The organism is Streptococcus cristatus, from assembly GCF_008369405.1.
GTDB lineage: Bacteria > Bacillota > Bacilli > Lactobacillales > Streptococcaceae > Streptococcus > Streptococcus cristatus_G.
In genome coordinates, this window is sequence record NZ_VSJJ01000001.1 from 111888 (window position 1) to 129595 (window position 17708).

Sequence of the window (17708 nt, forward strand, 5' to 3'; positions counted from 1 at the left end):
AAGAAATGGCAAATCAAACAGTTGGAATCCTCGGCTTGGGGATTTTTGGACAGAGTATCATTGAGGCCTTGATTTCTCAAGATGTAGAAATCATTGCGATTGATAATCACGAAGAGACAATCAATCAGTATGAAGACATGATTGCCGTCGGTGTGATCGGGGACATTACCGATATGGAGCTTTTGGAGGCGGCAGACGTTGGTTCCTGTGATACGGTCGTCGTGGCAACTGGAGAAAGTCTGGAATCCAGTGTTCTAGCGGTCATGCATTGTAAGGCATTGGGCGTAAAAAATGTTATTGCCAAGGTCAAGGATGAAGTGACCCAGCAGGTACTGGAAAAGGTGGGAGCTGATTTGGTTATCCTGCCTGAAGTGGAGGCTGGTATTTCATTAGCTAAGACCATTCTCTTTAACCATTCGATTGAGGTTTTCCAACTGGATGACGATGTAGTGGTGGCTGAGTTTGAACTGCCTGCTAGCTGGGTCGGGAAAACGGTCCGTGAAGTAGATGCTCGTAGGCTGTATCATCTCAATATTATCGGCTATCGTCTGACAAAAAATCAGCCTTTGGAAAGCCAGTTTACTCCAGACCTTGTCTGGCCAGAAGGAGTCAGCATTATGGCTGTGACTGATAACCAGCATTTGGACTATTTACGTGAAATAGTGAAGTAGTAGCTGGGATAAGTCCTCTTCGCTGGGAAGTCCTATTGGCACTTTCTAGTAATTCGGCATCTTACTATATCTGAACAGGAAATGGATACATAGGAGCTCTTTCAGGGCTCTTTTTTGAAACCAGTTGTAAAATTTGTTATACTATCACTAGAAAAGGAGTGATTTTATGAGCTTAACCAGCCAGATCATTACAGCAGATTTTCCAGATTTGGATAAGGTAGAAGCCTTGAATAATGAAGCTTTCCCAGAAGAGGAAAGGATACCGCTCAGTGAATTTTTACGATATGAGGAACAGGAAGATGCCAATTTTTTCGCCTTTTATCATGAAAAGGAGTTTGTTGGTTTTGCCTTTGCCATCTCCAACGCGCAAGCCTTTTATGTTAGTTTCTTTGCGATTATGCCCCACCTGCGCAGTCATGGCTATGGCGGTGAAATCATCGAAAAGCTGGTCAATTTCTATCAGCGAACCATGATTTTAGAAATCGAGCGTCTAGATGAGCCATGTGACAATCTGGAGCAGCGTCAAGCTCGCTGGGATTTTTATCACAGCAAGGGCTTCCGTTCAGCCAATGCCTTTCTGGAATATGAGGATCTTAGCTTTGAAATCCTTTATCGAGGGGATTCTTTTGACGAAGAAGCCTATCGGGACATTTTCCACCGACTTCAGGAGGAGAATTATTTCGATTTTGAAATCAAACATAGACGTTTCAGCGATTATTAAAAGGAAGTTCTCTGGAGCTCAATTGCGATTTGGAGCAATAAAAGATTGCTTTGCTTTTACTAAATGGAGGTTAGAATGAGACTCTGGCATCAAGCACTGATTCCCAAGCTTCCCCGTCCGCAACTGCTTGGCCAGCATCGGGAATGCTGCGCTCTTCGTGGCAAAGGCTGGGGCAAGAAACATGCGACTGTTGACTATGTTTTTACTCACTCTCCTTACTTGCTTTATCGCTACCATGAGCTGATTATGGAGGAGATGACAAGGCGAGGCTATCGTGTGTCCTTAGAGTGGCTGGAGAGGGACTATCGTGGCAAGACTTGTCCAGCTTATGAGCATCTGGAAGAAATGGCTGTGGCGAGCACTATTTACCCTGAGCATGATGCGTCTTACTATGAGGAATGCCTGCAAAACCTCAAAGAAAAAGGCATTGACTTATAAGCTTTTCCGCTGTCTGAGCTAACTGCCTGTCTTGAGAAAAAGCCAGCAAAATGATACAATAAAACGAATAGTAAAAAGGTTAACTGGAGTAAAAATGAATTATTTTAATGTTGGGAAAATCGTTAACACCCAAGGTCTGCAAGGTGAGATGCGGGTTTTGTCAGTGACGGATTTTGCAGAAGAACGTTTTAAAAAAGGTAATAAACTGGCCCTTTTCGATAAGAAGGACCAGTTTGTCATGGACGTGGAAATTGCTAGCCACCGCAAGGTCAAGAACTTTGACATTATCAAGTTCAAGGGGATGTATCATATCAATGACATCGAGAAATTTCGTGACTTTAGTCTGAAAGTAGCCGAAGAAGACTTGGCTGATTTGGAAGACGGAGAGTTTTACTACCATGAGATTATCGGCCTTAAAGTCTATGAAAATGATGTTCTGTTAGGTACGATTAAGGAAATTCTCCAGCCAGGAGCCAATGATGTCTGGGTGGTCAAACGAAAAGGCAAGCGTGACTTGCTTCTGCCTTATATTCCGCCAGTGGTGCTGGGAATTGACATCGAGCAAGGTCGGGTTGATGTAGAGATACCGGAAGGACTGGACGATGAAGATTGATATTTTGACTCTCTTTCCAGAGATGTTTGCGCCCTTGGAGCACTCTATCGTCGGTAAAGCTCGGGAAAAAGGCCTCTTAGAAATCAACTACCACAATTTTCGCGAAAATGCGGAAAAATCTCGGCATGTGGATGACGAGCCCTATGGTGGAGGTCAGGGCATGCTACTGCGGGCCCAGCCTATTTTTGATGCCTATGATGCCATTGAAAAGAAGCAGCCGCGCGTGATTTTGCTGGATCCTGCCGGACGGACTTTTGACCAAGCCTATGCTGAGGAGCTGGCTCAGGAAGAGGAATTGATCTTCATATGCGGTCACTATGAGGGGTATGATGAGCGGATCAAGACCTTGGTGACGGACGAGATTTCGCTGGGTGACTATGTGCTGACCGGAGGAGAATTGGCGGCTATGACCATGATTGATGCGACAGTTCGCCTAATTCCAGAGGTTATTGGCAAGGAAGTCAGTCACACGGACGACAGCTTTTCGTCTGGACTATTGGAGTATCCTCAGTATACTCGTCCCTATGACTATCGCGGCATGGTCGTTCCGGAAGTTCTCATGAGTGGGCACCACGAGAATATCCGCAAGTGGCGTCTTTATGAAAGTCTGAAAAAAACCTATAAGCGTCGTCCGGACTTGCTGGAAAAATATGAATGTACAGTCGAAGAAGCCAAAATGTTGGAAGAAATTCGAGCCAATAGTAGGGATAGTGAACACTAGTCCTTTCTATAAAATAGTAAAATTTAGATATCGTTTTCTCAAAGCCACGTTTGTGGCTTTTTTATTTGGATGAATGGTTGGAAAATTTTTGAAAAAATTCAAACTTCCTTCTTGACAGAAAAAATAAAAAGGAGTATTATCTTAACTAGTTAATAAACCAGTTAACAAAAGAAGCTATTTTTGAAAGCAATTCTTGGGAAAGAATGTTTTGAAAATAGTTATTTCTTTGAATGATTGCTAAACTGGTTAAGGAGTTGAAATGAAAATCAAAAAAGTTTTGATAGCTCTAAGTCTAGCCTTGCTGGGCCTTGGCCTTGCCGCTTGTAGTAAAAAGGAAGCAAGCGGTGCTGGTAGCAAACGCGGACTCAATATTGTCACGAGTTTTTACCCGATTTATTCAATGGTCAAAGAAGTATCAGGAGATTTGAACGATGTCCGGATGATTCAGTCGGGTGCAGGGATTCATGAATTCGAGCCGTCAGCCAGCGATGTAGCGGCTATTTATGAAGCAGATGTCTTTGTGTATCATTCTCGAACTTTGGAGTCTTGGGCTGGTAGTCTGGATCCTAGTTTACAAAAGTCCAAAGTAGCGGTCGTAGAAGCTAGCAACGGGATGCAGTTGGACAAGGTGGCTGGCTTAGAAGAAGTGTCTGCTGAGGAAGAGATTGATGAAAAGACCCTCTATGATCCACATACTTGGCTAGATCCTGAAAAAGTGGCAGAAGAAGCGCAACTCATCGCTCAAGAATTGTCCAAGCTAGATAGTAAAAATGCGGCTACCTATCAGAAAAATGCTCAAAAATTTGCAGAGAAGGCAAAGGCCCTGAGCGAAAAATATAAAGGAGTATTTAGCGGACTAGATGAAAAAACTTTTGTGACCCAGCATACAGCTTTTTCTTATTTAGCCAAGCGTTTCGGTCTCAAGCAATTGGGGATTTCAGGCATTTCGCCAGATCAAGAGCCTAGTCCAAGGCAGTTGACGGAGATACAAGATTTTATCAAGACCTATAAAGTCAAGACGATTTTTGTTGAGAGCAATGCTTCTTCTAAGTTGGCAGAAACCTTGAAGAAGGCGACAGGAGTCAACCTAAAGGTGCTAAATCCTCTCGAAGCAGATCCTGAAAATGATAAGACCTATCTTGAAAATTTAGAAGATAATTTAGAAATTTTAGCCAAAGAATTAAAACATTGAGGTGATGTATGAAAAAGAAATATATTATTAGTTCAGTTGCGGCACTAGCTACACTTGGTGTATGCGGTTATGCAATCATGCAGTATCAAGCAGATAAGCCACAAGAACAAGCAACAAATCGAGTGGCCTATGTAGAAAAGAAATCTACAAATAAGCAGGACAATAAATCTAAAAAAGCCGATAAATTGACACCTGAGCAGATTCAGGCCAAAGAAGGCATTACTGCTGAGCAGATCGTTGTCAAGATTACGGACCAAGGCTATGTGACTTCACATGGTGATCACTATCATTACTATAATGGCAAGGTTCCCTTTGATGCAATTCTAAGCGAAGAGTTGATCATGCGGGATCCAAATTATCAATTGCAAGAATCAGATATTGTCAACCAAGTGAAAGATGGCTATATTATCAAGGTTGCAGGAAAATATTACCTCTATCTGACCAATGCCAAAGAAACTAGCAATGTTCGTTCTGTTGATGAAATTGCACGGCAAAGACAAATTCATCCTAGCAAGGAAGAAGGCGAAAGCGGGTCAGAAGCTAAATCGACCCAAACTGTTAGCAGAAAAACGCAAGACTTCAGTCGTCCAAGTGCCGCCTATGCTGCAGGAAAGAGGACCTATCAAGCAGAAGGCACTGCATCGAGTCGGAGCAATGGCGCCTATACAACAGATGACGGCTATGTTTTCAGTCCATCTGATGTGATTTCGGATACAGGAGATGGCTTCCTTGTGCCACATGGCGGTCATATGCATTATATTCCAAAAAGTGATCTGTCGCCAGGTGAGTTAGCGGCTGCCCAAGCCTATTGGGATTCCTTGCAGCGAGGCAAGCAAACAGCTAGTCCAGCTGAAAATCCTAATACAGGAGGAGAGGCTTCTGCTCCTACAGGTAAAGCATCAGAAAATCAACATGCAGGAACTGCGACTAAGCCAGCGCATCAAGCTGACAAGGGACAGACTGCTAAGCCAGCTCAACCGTCCAAACCTGCCCAATCAGATGCTGGGCACGGAGTTAAACCAGCTGAAAAAGTAGAAGATGCACCATCAAGTTACCAAACCTTACTTGAGAAACTCTATCGTACACCAAAAGAAAAACGCTATGTTGAAAAAGATGGTCTTGTCTTTGATCCAAGCAAAATCGTTAGACGGACCGCAGAAGGAGTGGCCATTCCACATGGAAATCACTACCACTTTATCCCTTACAGCAAACTGTCTGCTCTAGAAGAAGAAATAGCTCGGAACATTCCTGTTGCTGGTCAGAAGACTTATCCTAAGGCTGCTGCAAGTACACCAAGCCAGCCTAGTCAACCAGCAAATCCAAATCAGCCAGCTAAACCAGCTGATAAAGATGAGCACGATCATGGTTTCCATGCTGAGAATGTCATCTCAAAAGATGAAGAAGGTTACGTTGTCCAACACGGCGGGCATGCACATTATTTCTTCAAAAAGGATTTGACCAAAGATCAGATTGCAGTAGCAGAAGCAAACCTGGCTAAGCACAAAGATTTAAGCCAATCCAGTCAAGTCAGCACAGAATATGACCGTTTTTCTCGTGACGCAAGTGACGAAGAGAAAATCGCTTATATTTCCAAGACTTATGGTGTACCGCGTGAAGCGATTAAGATTTCAAAAGGCTTCTTTGTCTTTAATAATCCAGATCAAGACTACGATCCGACACACATCCATCCATACGCTGTTCGAAAAGAGCACGTTCGGATTCCTTTAGAAACTGGAAATCCAGAGCTGGACTTCCTAAACGAGCTTTATACAACAGCACTGCGTTCAGGTCTGTCTCCATACAGTATTCAGGTTGAAAATGGTCAGTTTGTCATACCGCATGGCGATCACAACCACTACATCCGTGTCCAATCCAAAGGATTGAATCTAGGCTTGAAGAATAAAATTCCAGCCTTGCAGTCAGCTTATCTAGAAGGAGCTTATGATCAAAAGGCCGTTCTTGAAAAGGTGGATGCCCTCTTGGCAGCTAGCCGAAGCATTTATGCTAAAGACTTGCTTATGCAACGTCGAATCGAGCTAGCTCTCGGTAATTTTGTAGAAACCATGAAGCAATTGCCAAGCAACTCAACAGAGGGATATTTGGCAAGTCTAGATCAATTTGATAAGCACTACATTCATGTTGATGAAAAAGCGAAAGCGGAAGAGCTGACCGAAGTTGATAAAAAATATCAAGAATTGGTTGACAAGATCAAACGTTTGGAAACGGATAGCTACAATGTGAACAAAACCAGCTTGCTCGGTGAATTGCAATCAGCTAAGGTAGAAAAAAATCAAGCTAAGATGGCTGAGATTGAGCAGCTATTGGCAAGTCTGCAAGATTATCAAGATCGGACAGGTGTGACTTCCGTTGAGTATCTCAAGGCTTTCTATCTTGCGGTTGATGATGCTCGTTTGCAGCCAGAACTTCGTAAGAAAGTTGCTGATTTGACGCTTAAGCTTTATAAATCCCAAGCTTTTATCGAAGCGGTCGATCTGAAAGCTCTTTTCTTGGAACTCTATCAAACCAAGCTCGAAGTTGATAAGGCTCTGGCAAGTGGCGAGGCTGCTTCAGCCAAGGATAAAACGGTTCTGGATACCGAAAAGCTGGACGACCACAGTTATAAGACGGCTATCTATGGTTTCTTGAAAGAATTGTATGGAGAATTTGCACCGCAGCCTACGGAGGAAATCTCAGAAGAAACTCTCCAAGCTCTCTTCCAAAAAGGCCAGGAACTTTTGGAAAAAGTAACGGATTCGACACTGCAAGAAAATTATCAAAAGCAACTCGCAGCACTTCGAACCGATTTGCAAGAAACTCGCAAAGATAGAGAAACAATCTTAGCAGAAACGAAAACACTCTTGGCTCAGATCGTTGAAACCCTAAAAGAACAGCAAGCATCTGCAGCGCTCAAGGATAAAGAGACCTATCTGAAAATTTACAATTTGCTGATGTCCGCCCACAAGATGCTTGAGGAACAACAGGGGACAGATGAGCAATTTGCCAAGGTAGATGCCCTATTGGATAAATTATCCGATCCGAGTGTAGACAAAGTAGCCCTGCTAGCCGAAGCAGAAGCGTTCGTTAATCAGCTTCAAGCCAACAAGCCGGCTCCTACTGAAACTAAAACTGAGCCGGAGGCTAGTTCGACTGAGGAAACTAAGGAAGAAAAAACTAGCGAGTCTCCTAAAGAAACAGTGGAAGAGTCAAGCTTGCCAGCTACTCCTAAAGTAGAAGAAGCGAATGCAGCAGCTCCTTCAGAAAAAGAGGCTGAAAGTCAAGTGACACCAGAAGAAAATAAGCAGTAAAGATTTTTTCGAAATAAATGGAACAAGGAGCGGAAGAAGCTGGAAAACGCTTTAAATCCGCTCTATTTTCACTTTATTAGGATGAAGTGTTCGATTTTTGTCATAGAATTGTAATAAAATTTCTATTTAAATGATATGGTTTTGACTGGTTTAACCAGTCATTTTATGTTAGTATTATAGCATAGGACTAAAATATGAAATGATACATGTGCTATTAGAAGGAGATGTCTATGGACAAGAAAATTGGTAAATCCGTTGTAGCGACTGGCATTGCAGCGACAACGATTATTTCTGGTGTGCTCAGCCATCAGGTCAAAGCGGATGAACTCGTTGAGTCAACAGCGACGAAACCAAAGGCAACAGCAGTTACCGAGAAACCAATTACGGCAGCGGATGTAGCAGAAGCCAAGGAAAAAGCGGATGCTGCCAAAGAAAATGTGAATCAACAACAAGAACAAACTAAGAAAGCTGAAGCAGACCTTGAAGGAGCAAAAGCAGCAGTTTCAGAAGCTCAGGAAAAGATAGATACAGCTACTGAAAATGAAAAGGCAGCAACTGAAGAAAACATTTCTCAAGCAGAAAACAGTGTTAAAAAAGCTGAAGAAGAAGTTACAGCAAAATCAGAAACTGTCAAAGAAGCAGAAACTGCAGTCCAAGAAGCAGGTAAAGCAGTTAAAGAGCAAGAAAATACCATTGCTGGCCAACAATCATTGGTGGATGTGGCAGAATCTGAGTTAAACAAAGCCAAAGAACCAGTTCATACGGAAACTGCAGCTGTAGAAACTGCTAAAAATCAAGAAAATCAAGCTCAGACAGCTGTGGAGCATGCTAAAAATGAACTAGCAAAAGCGGAACAGGCAGCAAGTGTTGCACCACAAAATCAAGCAGAAATTCAAAACAAAATCAATCAAACTCAGGCTAACTTAGAGCAGACCAAGCAATTGATTACTGCAACAAACACTGAGTTGGCGCATGAACAGAAAAATGCAAGTACGGCGCCAGTTGATCTACGGAATACGACCTATTCGCAATTTTTAGAGAATCTTCGAGATAATTCGAATAACGAAGCTGTAAGAAATGCTGCAGCTGATGCTTTAGCCCTTTACAAACGTGGTCAGAATGAATTCAACGTCACTGTTGGTTCAGATCCATCTAGCCCAGCTAGCTTGGAAAATAACTTGCAGGCCTTGGAATTGGTTAAGGCTATCAATGCCTACCGTCGTAATGCAGGACTGCCAGAACTTTTGGTGGATCCATATGCCAATGTTGCCAGCCAAATTCAGACCTTGTACTTTGAAAAGGCTAACTGGCACATGGGCAAGCTGATTGGCAATGAAAACGTAGCTATTAGCTTTGATCCTCAAGGTGCGGTTAATTTCTGGCATAGTGAAAAAGCCTTGTATCAGAAGATTGCTGCTCAATACGGTCTGCCAACTGATGAAAGACAACTGGATGCTAATGCCATTTATATGAAAGTGGGTGCGGAAGTCTTTGCTAAAATTGGTCACTATGTCCAAATGATGGATAATAAGGCCAATGCTATTTCTGCTGCCTATGATACTCATCCAAATCAATGGGGAACTCCACACGGAACTTCAGAAGTTGGATTCCACAATGTTCGTAATTTCAACCAAAGAGTCAATAATGGCACACTGCTAACAGTTGAAGCGATGGAGAAACTTCTCCGCAGCGGCGGCAGTCGTGGGGCTGCTTCAAGTGCCAATGTGACAGCGTTGAAGAATCGTTTGGCAGAGTTACAAGCGCAGAAAGTTAGTCAAGAGTCTAGCCTGAATCTTTTAAATAATCAGCTGACGGATTTGTCTAATGAGCAGAAAAATCGTGTGGCTGCTGTTATCAAAGCTAAGCAGAACCTTGAAGCTGCTGAGAATGGTCTAGCCCTGACTCAACAAAACTTGTCAGATAAAAAGGCTGCTTTGAGATCAGCGACAGCGAGAATCGCTTCTGCCCTCTCTCCATACCAAGCTAAATTGCAGAAAGCCCAAGCAACCTTGGAAGAGGCTAAAAACCAGCTTGCAGCCTTGAAGACGGCTGAAGAAAACAAGAATGCAGCCTTGGAAGCAGCTAAAGCTGAATTGGTCGCTGCTCAAAATCGTGTGGTGGCAGCTAAGAAGAAAGTTGTAGATCTGAAAACAGCTCCGCAGCAATTGGAAAAAGCTAAGCAAGATTTGGCAAGAGCAGAGGCTGACCTGAAAGCTAAACAGGCCCTCGCTGAGACCGAAAATAAAAAATTAGCTGATTTGCAAACAGCCTATAATGAGTTGCTAGCAAATTATAATTATTTGCTAGACCTTCTTCCAAAAGAAGAGCGTCAAGCCCTAGTATCTGCCACTACAACTACTTATCAAGCAAATGGTGGACTTAATTTTGCTGCAGCAGGTGCAGGTAGTCAAACGCTTCTGACTTCGAATGCAAATCCAGTTTCTCAAGATGAGAAGGATGCGCAGGTTGAACCGACAGCTAACGTAGCTGCTCAGGCTCAGCCAAAAACTGATAATAATACTAATGCTACATCGACTCCATCGACTCCTAAAGCTTCGCCTAGCCAGTCAGTTGTTCTTCCTAATACAGGAATGGAAGCGGAACAATTAGCCTTCCTTGGAATGACTCTCGGTGCAGCTCTTCTAGCAGGTGCAGTGAAACATCGCCGCAGAAAAACTTTATAGTATATAACAGTGAAGTGAGTATTACATCTCACTTCATTTTTTATTGGTGAATTAGTTTGATTGAAACAAATTTAAGAAGAAAAGTTTTTGAGACTCAAATAATTCTTAATTTAGCTAGAAAACATTCCTTTTATCTGCTTTTCAGGGGATATCATGTTATAATAGCAGAGGATTTTATACAAAAAGAGGAACTTATGACTAAAAAAGCTATTCTAATGATGACCTTTGGATCGCCAGAGGGTTATACTTTTGAGGATATTGCAGAATTTTTCACGAATATCCGTCGTGGTGTGCGACCTACTGACCAGGAGATTCAGCACCTTCATGATAATTATCAGCGTATTGGTGGCAGCCCCCTGCAACGCATCACGCGGACAGAGGTTGAGCTGGTGAAGGAAGCTTTAAAAGGAGAGTATGCTGTCTATTTTGCTAATAAATTTTCTCGCCCCTTTATTCCAGATGTTATTAAGCAGATGGAGGATGACGGGATTGAGGAATGTATCTGCTTGATTTTAGAACCGCATTATTCTTTTTACTCTGTCATGGGGTATGAAAAATTTATTACGAGCCAGACAATTAAATTCCATATTATCAAAGAATGGTATCAGGCTGAGGACTTGCTTCGCTTTTGGGAGGAAGAAATCAGGAAAATCTTGCAAACGCAAGTCAAAGATGAAAGTTTTAAGGTCATCTTCTCAGCTCACAGTGTCCCAGTTTTAGCGCTTGATTTTGAAGATCCATATATTGATCAGATTATTGAAAACTCACAGTTGATTGCCCATCGGCTGGGCCTTGCTCCATCTGAGTATACCAATACTTGGCAGAGCGAAAGCGATATTGGATTGCCGTGGATCAAGCCAGATGTCTTAGAATATCTCCGAGATCAAACGAACCACCCGCAACATTATATCTTTGTCCCAATTAGTTTCATCAGCGAACATATCGAGGTACTGTTTGATAATGACGTGGAGTGTCAGGAATTGTGTCAAGAACTCGGTGTGGCTTATCATCGCCCACCAATGCCTAACACAGACTCCCGCTTGATTGCTGCATTATTAGCAACTATTCGTCAGCATGAAACAGAAGAGCTTCGATACATGCACCCAGAAGAAACAACCTTTGATGAATTGGCTCCTTCAGAAGAAAGTAATCAAATCTTAAGCGAAACTGAAGAACTTCAAATGCCTGAATTTGTCAAAAAGTTGATAGAGAAAAAGGGCAGAGAAAATGTCAAAATGCCTTATTTCATAAAGAAAATGTTAGAAAAAAGGGCGCAAGAATCAAAGTAAGTCTAAGATCTACCAGCCTAGAAAGAAACATTTGCAATGAGGAATGATCATGAATTGTTAGGAAAGTGCATGTTCTAGGAAAATGAAAAATTTCTATTGAAAAGATAGGGTTTTGGAGAAATATGTCTACAAACAAGCTAATTCAATCCAAGCTGGAACTGTTGCCGACCAGTCCCGGCTGTTACATTCACAAGGACAAAAACGGTACTATTATCTATGTCGGCAAAGCCAAGAATCTCCGTAATCGGGTTCGCTCTTACTTTCGTGGCAGCCACGACACCAAGACGGAGGCTCTGGTTTCCGAGATTGAGGATTTTGAGTTTATTGTCACTGAGTCTAATATCGAGGCTTTGCTCCTAGAAATCAATCTAATCAAGGAAAATAAGCCCAAGTACAATATCATGCTCAAGGACGATAAGTCCTATCCTTTTATTAAGATTACCAACGAAGTCTATCCGCGTCTGATTATCACGCGCCAAGTCAAAAAGGATGGCGGTCTTTATTTTGGTCCTTATCCAGATGTCGGTGCAGCCAATGAAATCAAACGCCTGCTTGATCGCATTTTTACGTTCAAAAAATGTACCAATCCACCTGCAAAAGTCTGTTTTTATTATCACTTGGGGCAATGTGAAGCCCATACGATTTGCAAGCGGGATAACCAGTATTTCAAGAACATGGCCCAGGAAGTGTCGGACTTTCTCAAAGGTCAGGACGACAAGATTATCGATGAGCTCCGTGATAAGATGAATAAAACAGCTGCAGCTATGGAGTTTGAGCGGGCGGCTGAATACCGAGACCTGATTCAGGCTATTGGAACCTTGCGTACCAAGCAGCGGGTCATGGCCAAAGATCTCCAAAACCGCGATGTTTTTGGCTATTATGTGGACAAGGGCTGGATGTGCGTGCAGGTCTTCTTTGTGCGCCAAGGCAAGTTGATTGAGCGTGATGTCAATCTTTTTCCCTATTACAATGATCCCGACGAAGATTTCCTGACCTATATTGGCCAGTTTTACCAAGAAAAGTCCCACCTCAAGCCCAATGAAATCTTAATTCCAGCGGATATTGACGAAGAAGCTGTTCGGGCCGTTGTGGATACAAAAGTAGTCAAGCCTCAGCGAGGCGAGAAGAAGCAGTTGGTTAATATGGCTATTAAGAATGCTCGGGTCAGCCTCCAGCAGAAATTTGACCTTTTGGAGAAATCCGTTGAGAAAACGCAGGGGGCTATAGAAAATCTAGGGAAGCTCCTCAATATTCCGACACCCGTTCGGATTGAGTCTTTCGATAACTCCAACATCATGGGGACCAGTCCTGTCTCAGCTATGGTGGTCTTTGTAAATGGTAAGCCGAGTAAGAAAGATTATCGCAAATACAAGATCAAGACCGTGGTAGGGCCGGACGACTACGCTAGTATGCGAGAGGTTATCAAGCGCCGTTACAGTCGGGTGATTCGTGACGGGCTGACGCCACCAGATCTGATTGTCATTGACGGAGGACAAGGTCAGGTCAATATCGCTAAAGAAGTTATTCAGAACCAGTTGGGGCTTGATATTCCTATCGCTGGACTGCAAAAAAATGACAAGCACCAAACCCATGAATTGCTCTTTGGCGATCCTCTGCAAGTCGTAGAACTGTCCCGTAATTCTCAGGAATTTTTCCTTCTCCAGCGCATTCAAGATGAAGTCCACCGCTTTGTCATTACCTTCCACCGCCAGCTCCGGTCTAAGAATTCCTTCTCATCGCAACTCGATGGCATCGAAGGCTTGGGGCCAAAACGCAAGCAAAATCTCATGAAACACTTCAAATCTCTGACAAAGATTAAAGAAGCCAGTGTGGATGAAATCGTCGGAGTGGGCGTACCACGAGCAGTGGCAGAAGCTGTGCAGGCAAAACTCAATCAAACAGAGCCATCCCGTCCCTTGTTAGAAGTGGCGGAACCTTTGGCAGAATTGGATAGTTAATATATAAACTAAGACCGTGAAAACGGTCTTTTGTGGTATAATGGAGGTATTCTAGGAGGAAATATATGAACCACAAAATCGCGATTTTATCAGATATTCATGGAAATGCGACTGCACTGGCTGCGGTGATTGAAGATTCCAAAAAGCAAGGAGCAACAGAATATTGGCTTTTGGGGGACATTTTCCTCCCTGGTCCGGGGGAAAATGATTTGCTATCCTTGTTAAAAGGTCTTCCTATCACAGCGACTGTCCGGGGAAACTGGGATGATTGTGTCTTAGAGGCTTTAGATGGACAATATGGCTTAGAAGACCCACAGGAAGTCCAGCTCTTGCGTATGACTCAGTATTTGATGGAGCGAATGGATCCTGATCAGATCGCTTGGCTGCGGAGTCTGCCTATGGTTGCGAAGAAAGAAATTGATGGCCTGCGTTTTTCGCTCTCTCATAATTTGCCTGACAAAAACTATGGGAGTGACTTACTGGTTGATAATGGGACGGAGAAATTTGACCAGCTACTTGATGAGGAGACTGATGTGGCAGTTTACGGTCATGTCCACAAGCAGTTGCTTCGCTATGGCAGTCAAGGGCAACAAATCATCAATCCAGGTTCGATTGGGATGCCCTATTTTGATTGGCAGGCTTTGAAAAATCACCGTGCCCAGTATGCCTTGATTGAAGTTGAAGACGGGGAACTGGTAAATATCCAATTCCGAAAAGTCGCCTATGACTACAAAGCAGAGTTAGAATTGGCCAAAGAAAAAGCTCTCCCTTTTATCGAAATGTATGAAGAATTGCGACGTGAAGATAACTACCAAGGCCATAACCGAGAGTTGTTGGTTTACTTGAATGACAAGTACGGTTACACTGAGGATGTGAGAAAATTTTTTGGAGAAAATGACGATTAATCCCCTGAAAGAAGGAAAGGTGAAAAAGAAGGCTAGAGTAGCTAAATCATCTAGTCATACTAATGAAGTTGTTGGATGATAATAGACTGGAGCAGTATCATGTTAGACATAAGAAAGCAAAGTGTAAAGCCCCTTTTAGCAACATCCTAGTATTTGGAATTATTATCTAGAATAGAGGTAGCAGAACTTGAAAAGGGAATTTGGCTGGCTTGCCACAAATGTGCTTCAGCTATGATTTGACAATAAAATAATTTTGTATTATAATATATGTATTCTTTATTTACAGGAGACAATAATGAAAAAAATTATTACAGCTAGTGTAGCGCTTTTATCAGTTATCACTTTAGCAGCATGCTCAGGAAAAACACCTTCAGAATCTTCTGGCAAAGCTTCAAGCTCTGTAGAAAAAAAATCTACTTCAGAGAATCAATCAAGTGGCTCTGAAACTTCATCAAAAACGGCTAGTTCAGATGCAGAACTGTCAGAAATTGTTCTCTTGACTGACGAAGAAATCGACAATGCTAAGACAATTGGCGATATGAAAGCTCTCTTTGGGAAGCTGATTGATAACTACCAAAAATACATTACTGAAATCGGGAAGAAAGTCCCAGAGGCTGGGAAAGAAGCTTACAATCAACAAGTAGAACCTGCAATTCAGTCTATGGAAGCTTCTAGAAAGGCATTTAATGACACGCTTTCAAGTGTTGGCTCAGACGATGCAGAACTTCCAGAACAAAGTCGTGCCCTATTCGTTCAACAGTTGAAAACAGGACGTGATACCATGAAGAAAGCGATTGAAGGGGCTTATAAAGCTCTTGCTCCTCTCACATCTGGACAATAATATCAACAAAGTAGGTGAGCTATCACCTGCTTTTTCTGTGCTAAAATTAAAAAAGAGAAGCAAAGAAAGGACACTTTGAGAGAAAAGTTTGAATATACAAGTTCCTGAGTGTTTTCTCATTTAGAGAAATCTGTAAAAATAGAGAATAGCTACTGAAAACATTCCTAACACTTTTTTAGTCAGGTTCCTTTCCATGAAAAATCTCTGCAAACTCTTTCAATTTGTGGTAAAATAAGAGTAACAGAAATTAGAAAAGGAAATCAATTATGAAATTTCTTGAATTAAATAAAAAGCGTCATGCGACTAAGCATTTCAATGATAAACCGGTAGATCCTAGAGATGTCCGTACAGCTATTGAGATTGCGACCTTGGCACCGAGCGCTCACAATAGTCAGCCTTGGAAGTTCGTGGTGGTGCGTGAGCGAAATGAAGCCCTAGTGGGCATTGCTTTTGGCTCTAACCAAGATCAAATCAAGGAAGCCCCAGTGACAATTGCCCTCTTTACAGATACGGATTTGGCTAAGCGGGCACGAAAAATCGCGCGTGTCGCTGGAGTAAGAAATTTTTCTGATGAACAGCTTCAATTTTACATGCAGAATTTGCCAGCTGAGTTTGCTCGCTATAATGATCAGCAAAAGAGTGATTACTTGGCCCTTAACGCTGGCTTGGTAGCTATGAACCTTGTTTTAGCTTTGACTGACCAAGGTATTGGCTCAAATATCATCCTAGGATTTGATAAATCAAAAGTCAACGAAGTTTTGGAGATTGATGAGCGCTTCCGTCCGGAACTTTTGATTACTGTTGGTTATACAGATGACAAGCTAGAACCTAGCTATCGATTACCAGTTGACGAGATTATCGAAAAGCGTTAATAAAGTAGAAAATAGAAATCGCGATTTAATTCAGATAGTTTAAAACGAAGTGTTTTATAGAGGTGAGAAAATGACAATTGATTTTAAAGCAGAAGTTGAAAAACGTAGAGAAGCTCTGTTGGCGGACTTGTTCAGCCTTTTAGAAATTAATTCAGAGCGGGATGATTCAAAGGCAGACAAGGAGCATCCTTTTGGACCGGGTCCTGTAAAGGCCTTGCATAAGTTCTTGGAAATTGCTGAACGTGATGGTTACCCAACTCAAAATGTGGACAATTATGCTGGTCACTTTACTTTTGGTCAAGGAGAAGAAGAACTGGGAATATTTGCCCATATGGATGTGGTACCTGCTGGAAGCGGTTGGGACACAGATCCTTATACGCCGACGATTAAGGATGGCCGTCTCTATGCCCGTGGTTCTAGTGATGACAAGGGACCAACTATGGCATGTTACTACGGCTTGAAAATCATCAAAGACTTAGGCTTGCCGGTTTCTAAGCGCGTGCGCTTTGTGGTGGGGACAGATGAAGAGTCTGGTTGGAAAGACATGGAGTATTACTTTGCTCATGTAGGCCTGCCTGAGCCTGATTTCGGCTTCTCGCCAGATGCTGAGTTCCCGATTATCAATGGTGAAAAAGGAAATATCACAGAGTACCTGCATTTTGATGGTGAAAATGCTGGCGCAGCACGCCTGCATAGCTTTACTGGTGGCTTGCGGGAGAACATGGTGCCTGAGTCTGGAACAGCTGTCTTGTCAGGTCACTTGCCAAATCTAGTTGATAAATTAGAGCAGTTTGCTAAGGAAAATGGGCTAGATTTTACTTATGAAGAACTAGCTGGTGACCAAGTCACTGTAACCATTATCGGTAAGTCTGCGCACGGTGCTTCTCCTCAGTCTGGTGTCAATGGCGCAACCTATTTGGCCAAATTCCTAACGCAGTTTGACTTTGCTGGACCAGCTAAGGATTACCTAGATGTGGCTGGAAATATTCTCCTAAATGACCATGAGGGTAAGAACTTAAAGATTGCTTATGTGGATGGGAAGATGGGGGCTCTGTCAATGAATGCGGGCGTTTTCCGCTTTGACGAAAACAAGGCTGACAACACAATTGCCCTCAATATTCGTTATCCTAAGGGAACTAGTCCAGAAGCCATTCAGAATGTTTTAGAGCAGTTGCCAGTTACCAAAGTGACCTTGTCTGAGCACGGACATACTCCTCACTATGTACCGATGGAAGATCCGTTGGTGCAGACCTTGCTGGCTGTTTATGAAAAACAAACTGGACTAAAAGGTCATGAGCAAGTGATCGGTGGTGGTACCTTTGGACGCCTCTTGAAACGTGGTGTCGCTTACGGCGCGATGTTCCCAGACTATATCGACACTATGCACCAAGCCAATGAATTTATCGATGTTGAAGATTTATTCCGTGCAGCTGCTATCTATGCGGAAGCTATTTACGAATTGATCAAATAAGATAAGAACTCATTTGGCTATGCCAGG

General features: G+C 42.7%; 13 protein-coding genes and 1 pseudogene. All 14 read left to right on the forward strand.

All coding sequences use genetic code 11. From position 1 onward, the window contains the following. Positions 1-5: 5 nt before the first annotated feature. The 14 genes and pseudogenes from FXF62_RS00635 (at position 6) to pepV (ending at position 17681) form a co-directional block, all read left to right on the forward strand. A complete protein-coding gene (locus FXF62_RS00635) occupies positions 6-671 on the forward strand; it encodes a potassium channel family protein (protein WP_149517256.1) in 666 nt (221 codons plus the stop codon). 166 nt (positions 672-837) lie between these two features. Continuing rightward, on the forward strand, positions 838-1392 hold the full coding sequence (locus FXF62_RS00640) for a GNAT family N-acetyltransferase (RefSeq protein WP_005590441.1): 555 nt from the start codon (positions 838-840) through the stop codon (positions 1390-1392). A 75-nt stretch (positions 1393-1467) separates the two neighbouring features. After that, positions 1468-1830 (forward strand): TIGR02328 family protein, encoded by a 363-nt coding sequence (locus FXF62_RS00645; RefSeq protein ID WP_149517257.1) that lies wholly within the window; start codon positions 1468-1470, stop codon positions 1828-1830. A 94-nt stretch (positions 1831-1924) separates the two neighbouring features. Next, positions 1925-2443 (forward strand): ribosome maturation factor RimM, encoded by a 519-nt coding sequence (gene rimM / locus FXF62_RS00650; protein WP_149517258.1) that lies wholly within the window; start codon positions 1925-1927, stop codon positions 2441-2443. Then, positions 2433-3164 (forward strand): tRNA (guanosine(37)-N1)-methyltransferase TrmD, encoded by a 732-nt coding sequence (gene trmD, locus FXF62_RS00655; protein WP_149517259.1) that lies wholly within the window; start codon positions 2433-2435, stop codon positions 3162-3164. Before rimM ends, trmD begins: the two co-directional genes overlap by 11 nt. Before the next feature lie 259 nt (positions 3165-3423). Continuing rightward, positions 3424-4356, forward strand: coding sequence for a metal ABC transporter solute-binding protein, Zn/Mn family (locus FXF62_RS00660; protein WP_149517260.1), 933 nt, complete (start codon positions 3424-3426; stop codon positions 4354-4356). A gap of 8 nt (positions 4357-4364) precedes the next feature. Next, positions 4365-6575, forward strand: a pseudogene (locus FXF62_RS00665) (pneumococcal-type histidine triad protein); the annotation flags it as partial. Between the two features lie 1316 nt (positions 6576-7891). Then, the gene (locus tag FXF62_RS00670; protein WP_149517262.1) at positions 7892-10345 is read left to right on the forward strand and encodes a CAP domain-containing protein; all 2454 of its coding nucleotides are present in this window, start codon (positions 7892-7894) and stop codon (positions 10343-10345) included. Positions 10346-10539: 194 nt separating this feature from the next. Then, a complete protein-coding gene (gene hemH, locus FXF62_RS00675; RefSeq protein ID WP_149517263.1) occupies positions 10540-11634 on the forward strand; it encodes a ferrochelatase in 1095 nt (364 codons plus the stop codon). A gap of 122 nt (positions 11635-11756) precedes the next feature. Beyond that, complete coding sequence (gene uvrC / locus FXF62_RS00680) at positions 11757-13592, forward strand: excinuclease ABC subunit UvrC (protein WP_149517264.1); 1836 nt, start codon at positions 11757-11759, stop codon at positions 13590-13592. A 65-nt stretch (positions 13593-13657) separates the two neighbouring features. Then, complete coding sequence (locus FXF62_RS00685; protein ID WP_149517265.1) at positions 13658-14497, forward strand: metallophosphoesterase family protein; 840 nt, start codon at positions 13658-13660, stop codon at positions 14495-14497. A gap of 295 nt (positions 14498-14792) precedes the next feature. After that, entirely contained in the window at positions 14793-15338 is a 546-nt protein-coding gene (locus FXF62_RS00690) for a hypothetical protein (protein ID WP_149517266.1), read from the forward strand. 266 nt (positions 15339-15604) lie between these two features. Further along, positions 15605-16210, forward strand: a complete 606-nt coding sequence (locus tag FXF62_RS00695; protein WP_149517267.1) for a nitroreductase family protein — start codon at positions 15605-15607, stop codon at positions 16208-16210. Between the two features lie 70 nt (positions 16211-16280). Beyond that, positions 16281-17681 carry a dipeptidase PepV gene (gene pepV, locus FXF62_RS00700; protein ID WP_149517268.1) on the forward strand — a complete coding sequence of 467 codons (1401 nt, stop codon included), beginning with the start codon at positions 16281-16283 and terminating at the stop codon, positions 17679-17681. Positions 17682-17708 lie beyond the last annotated feature (27 nt).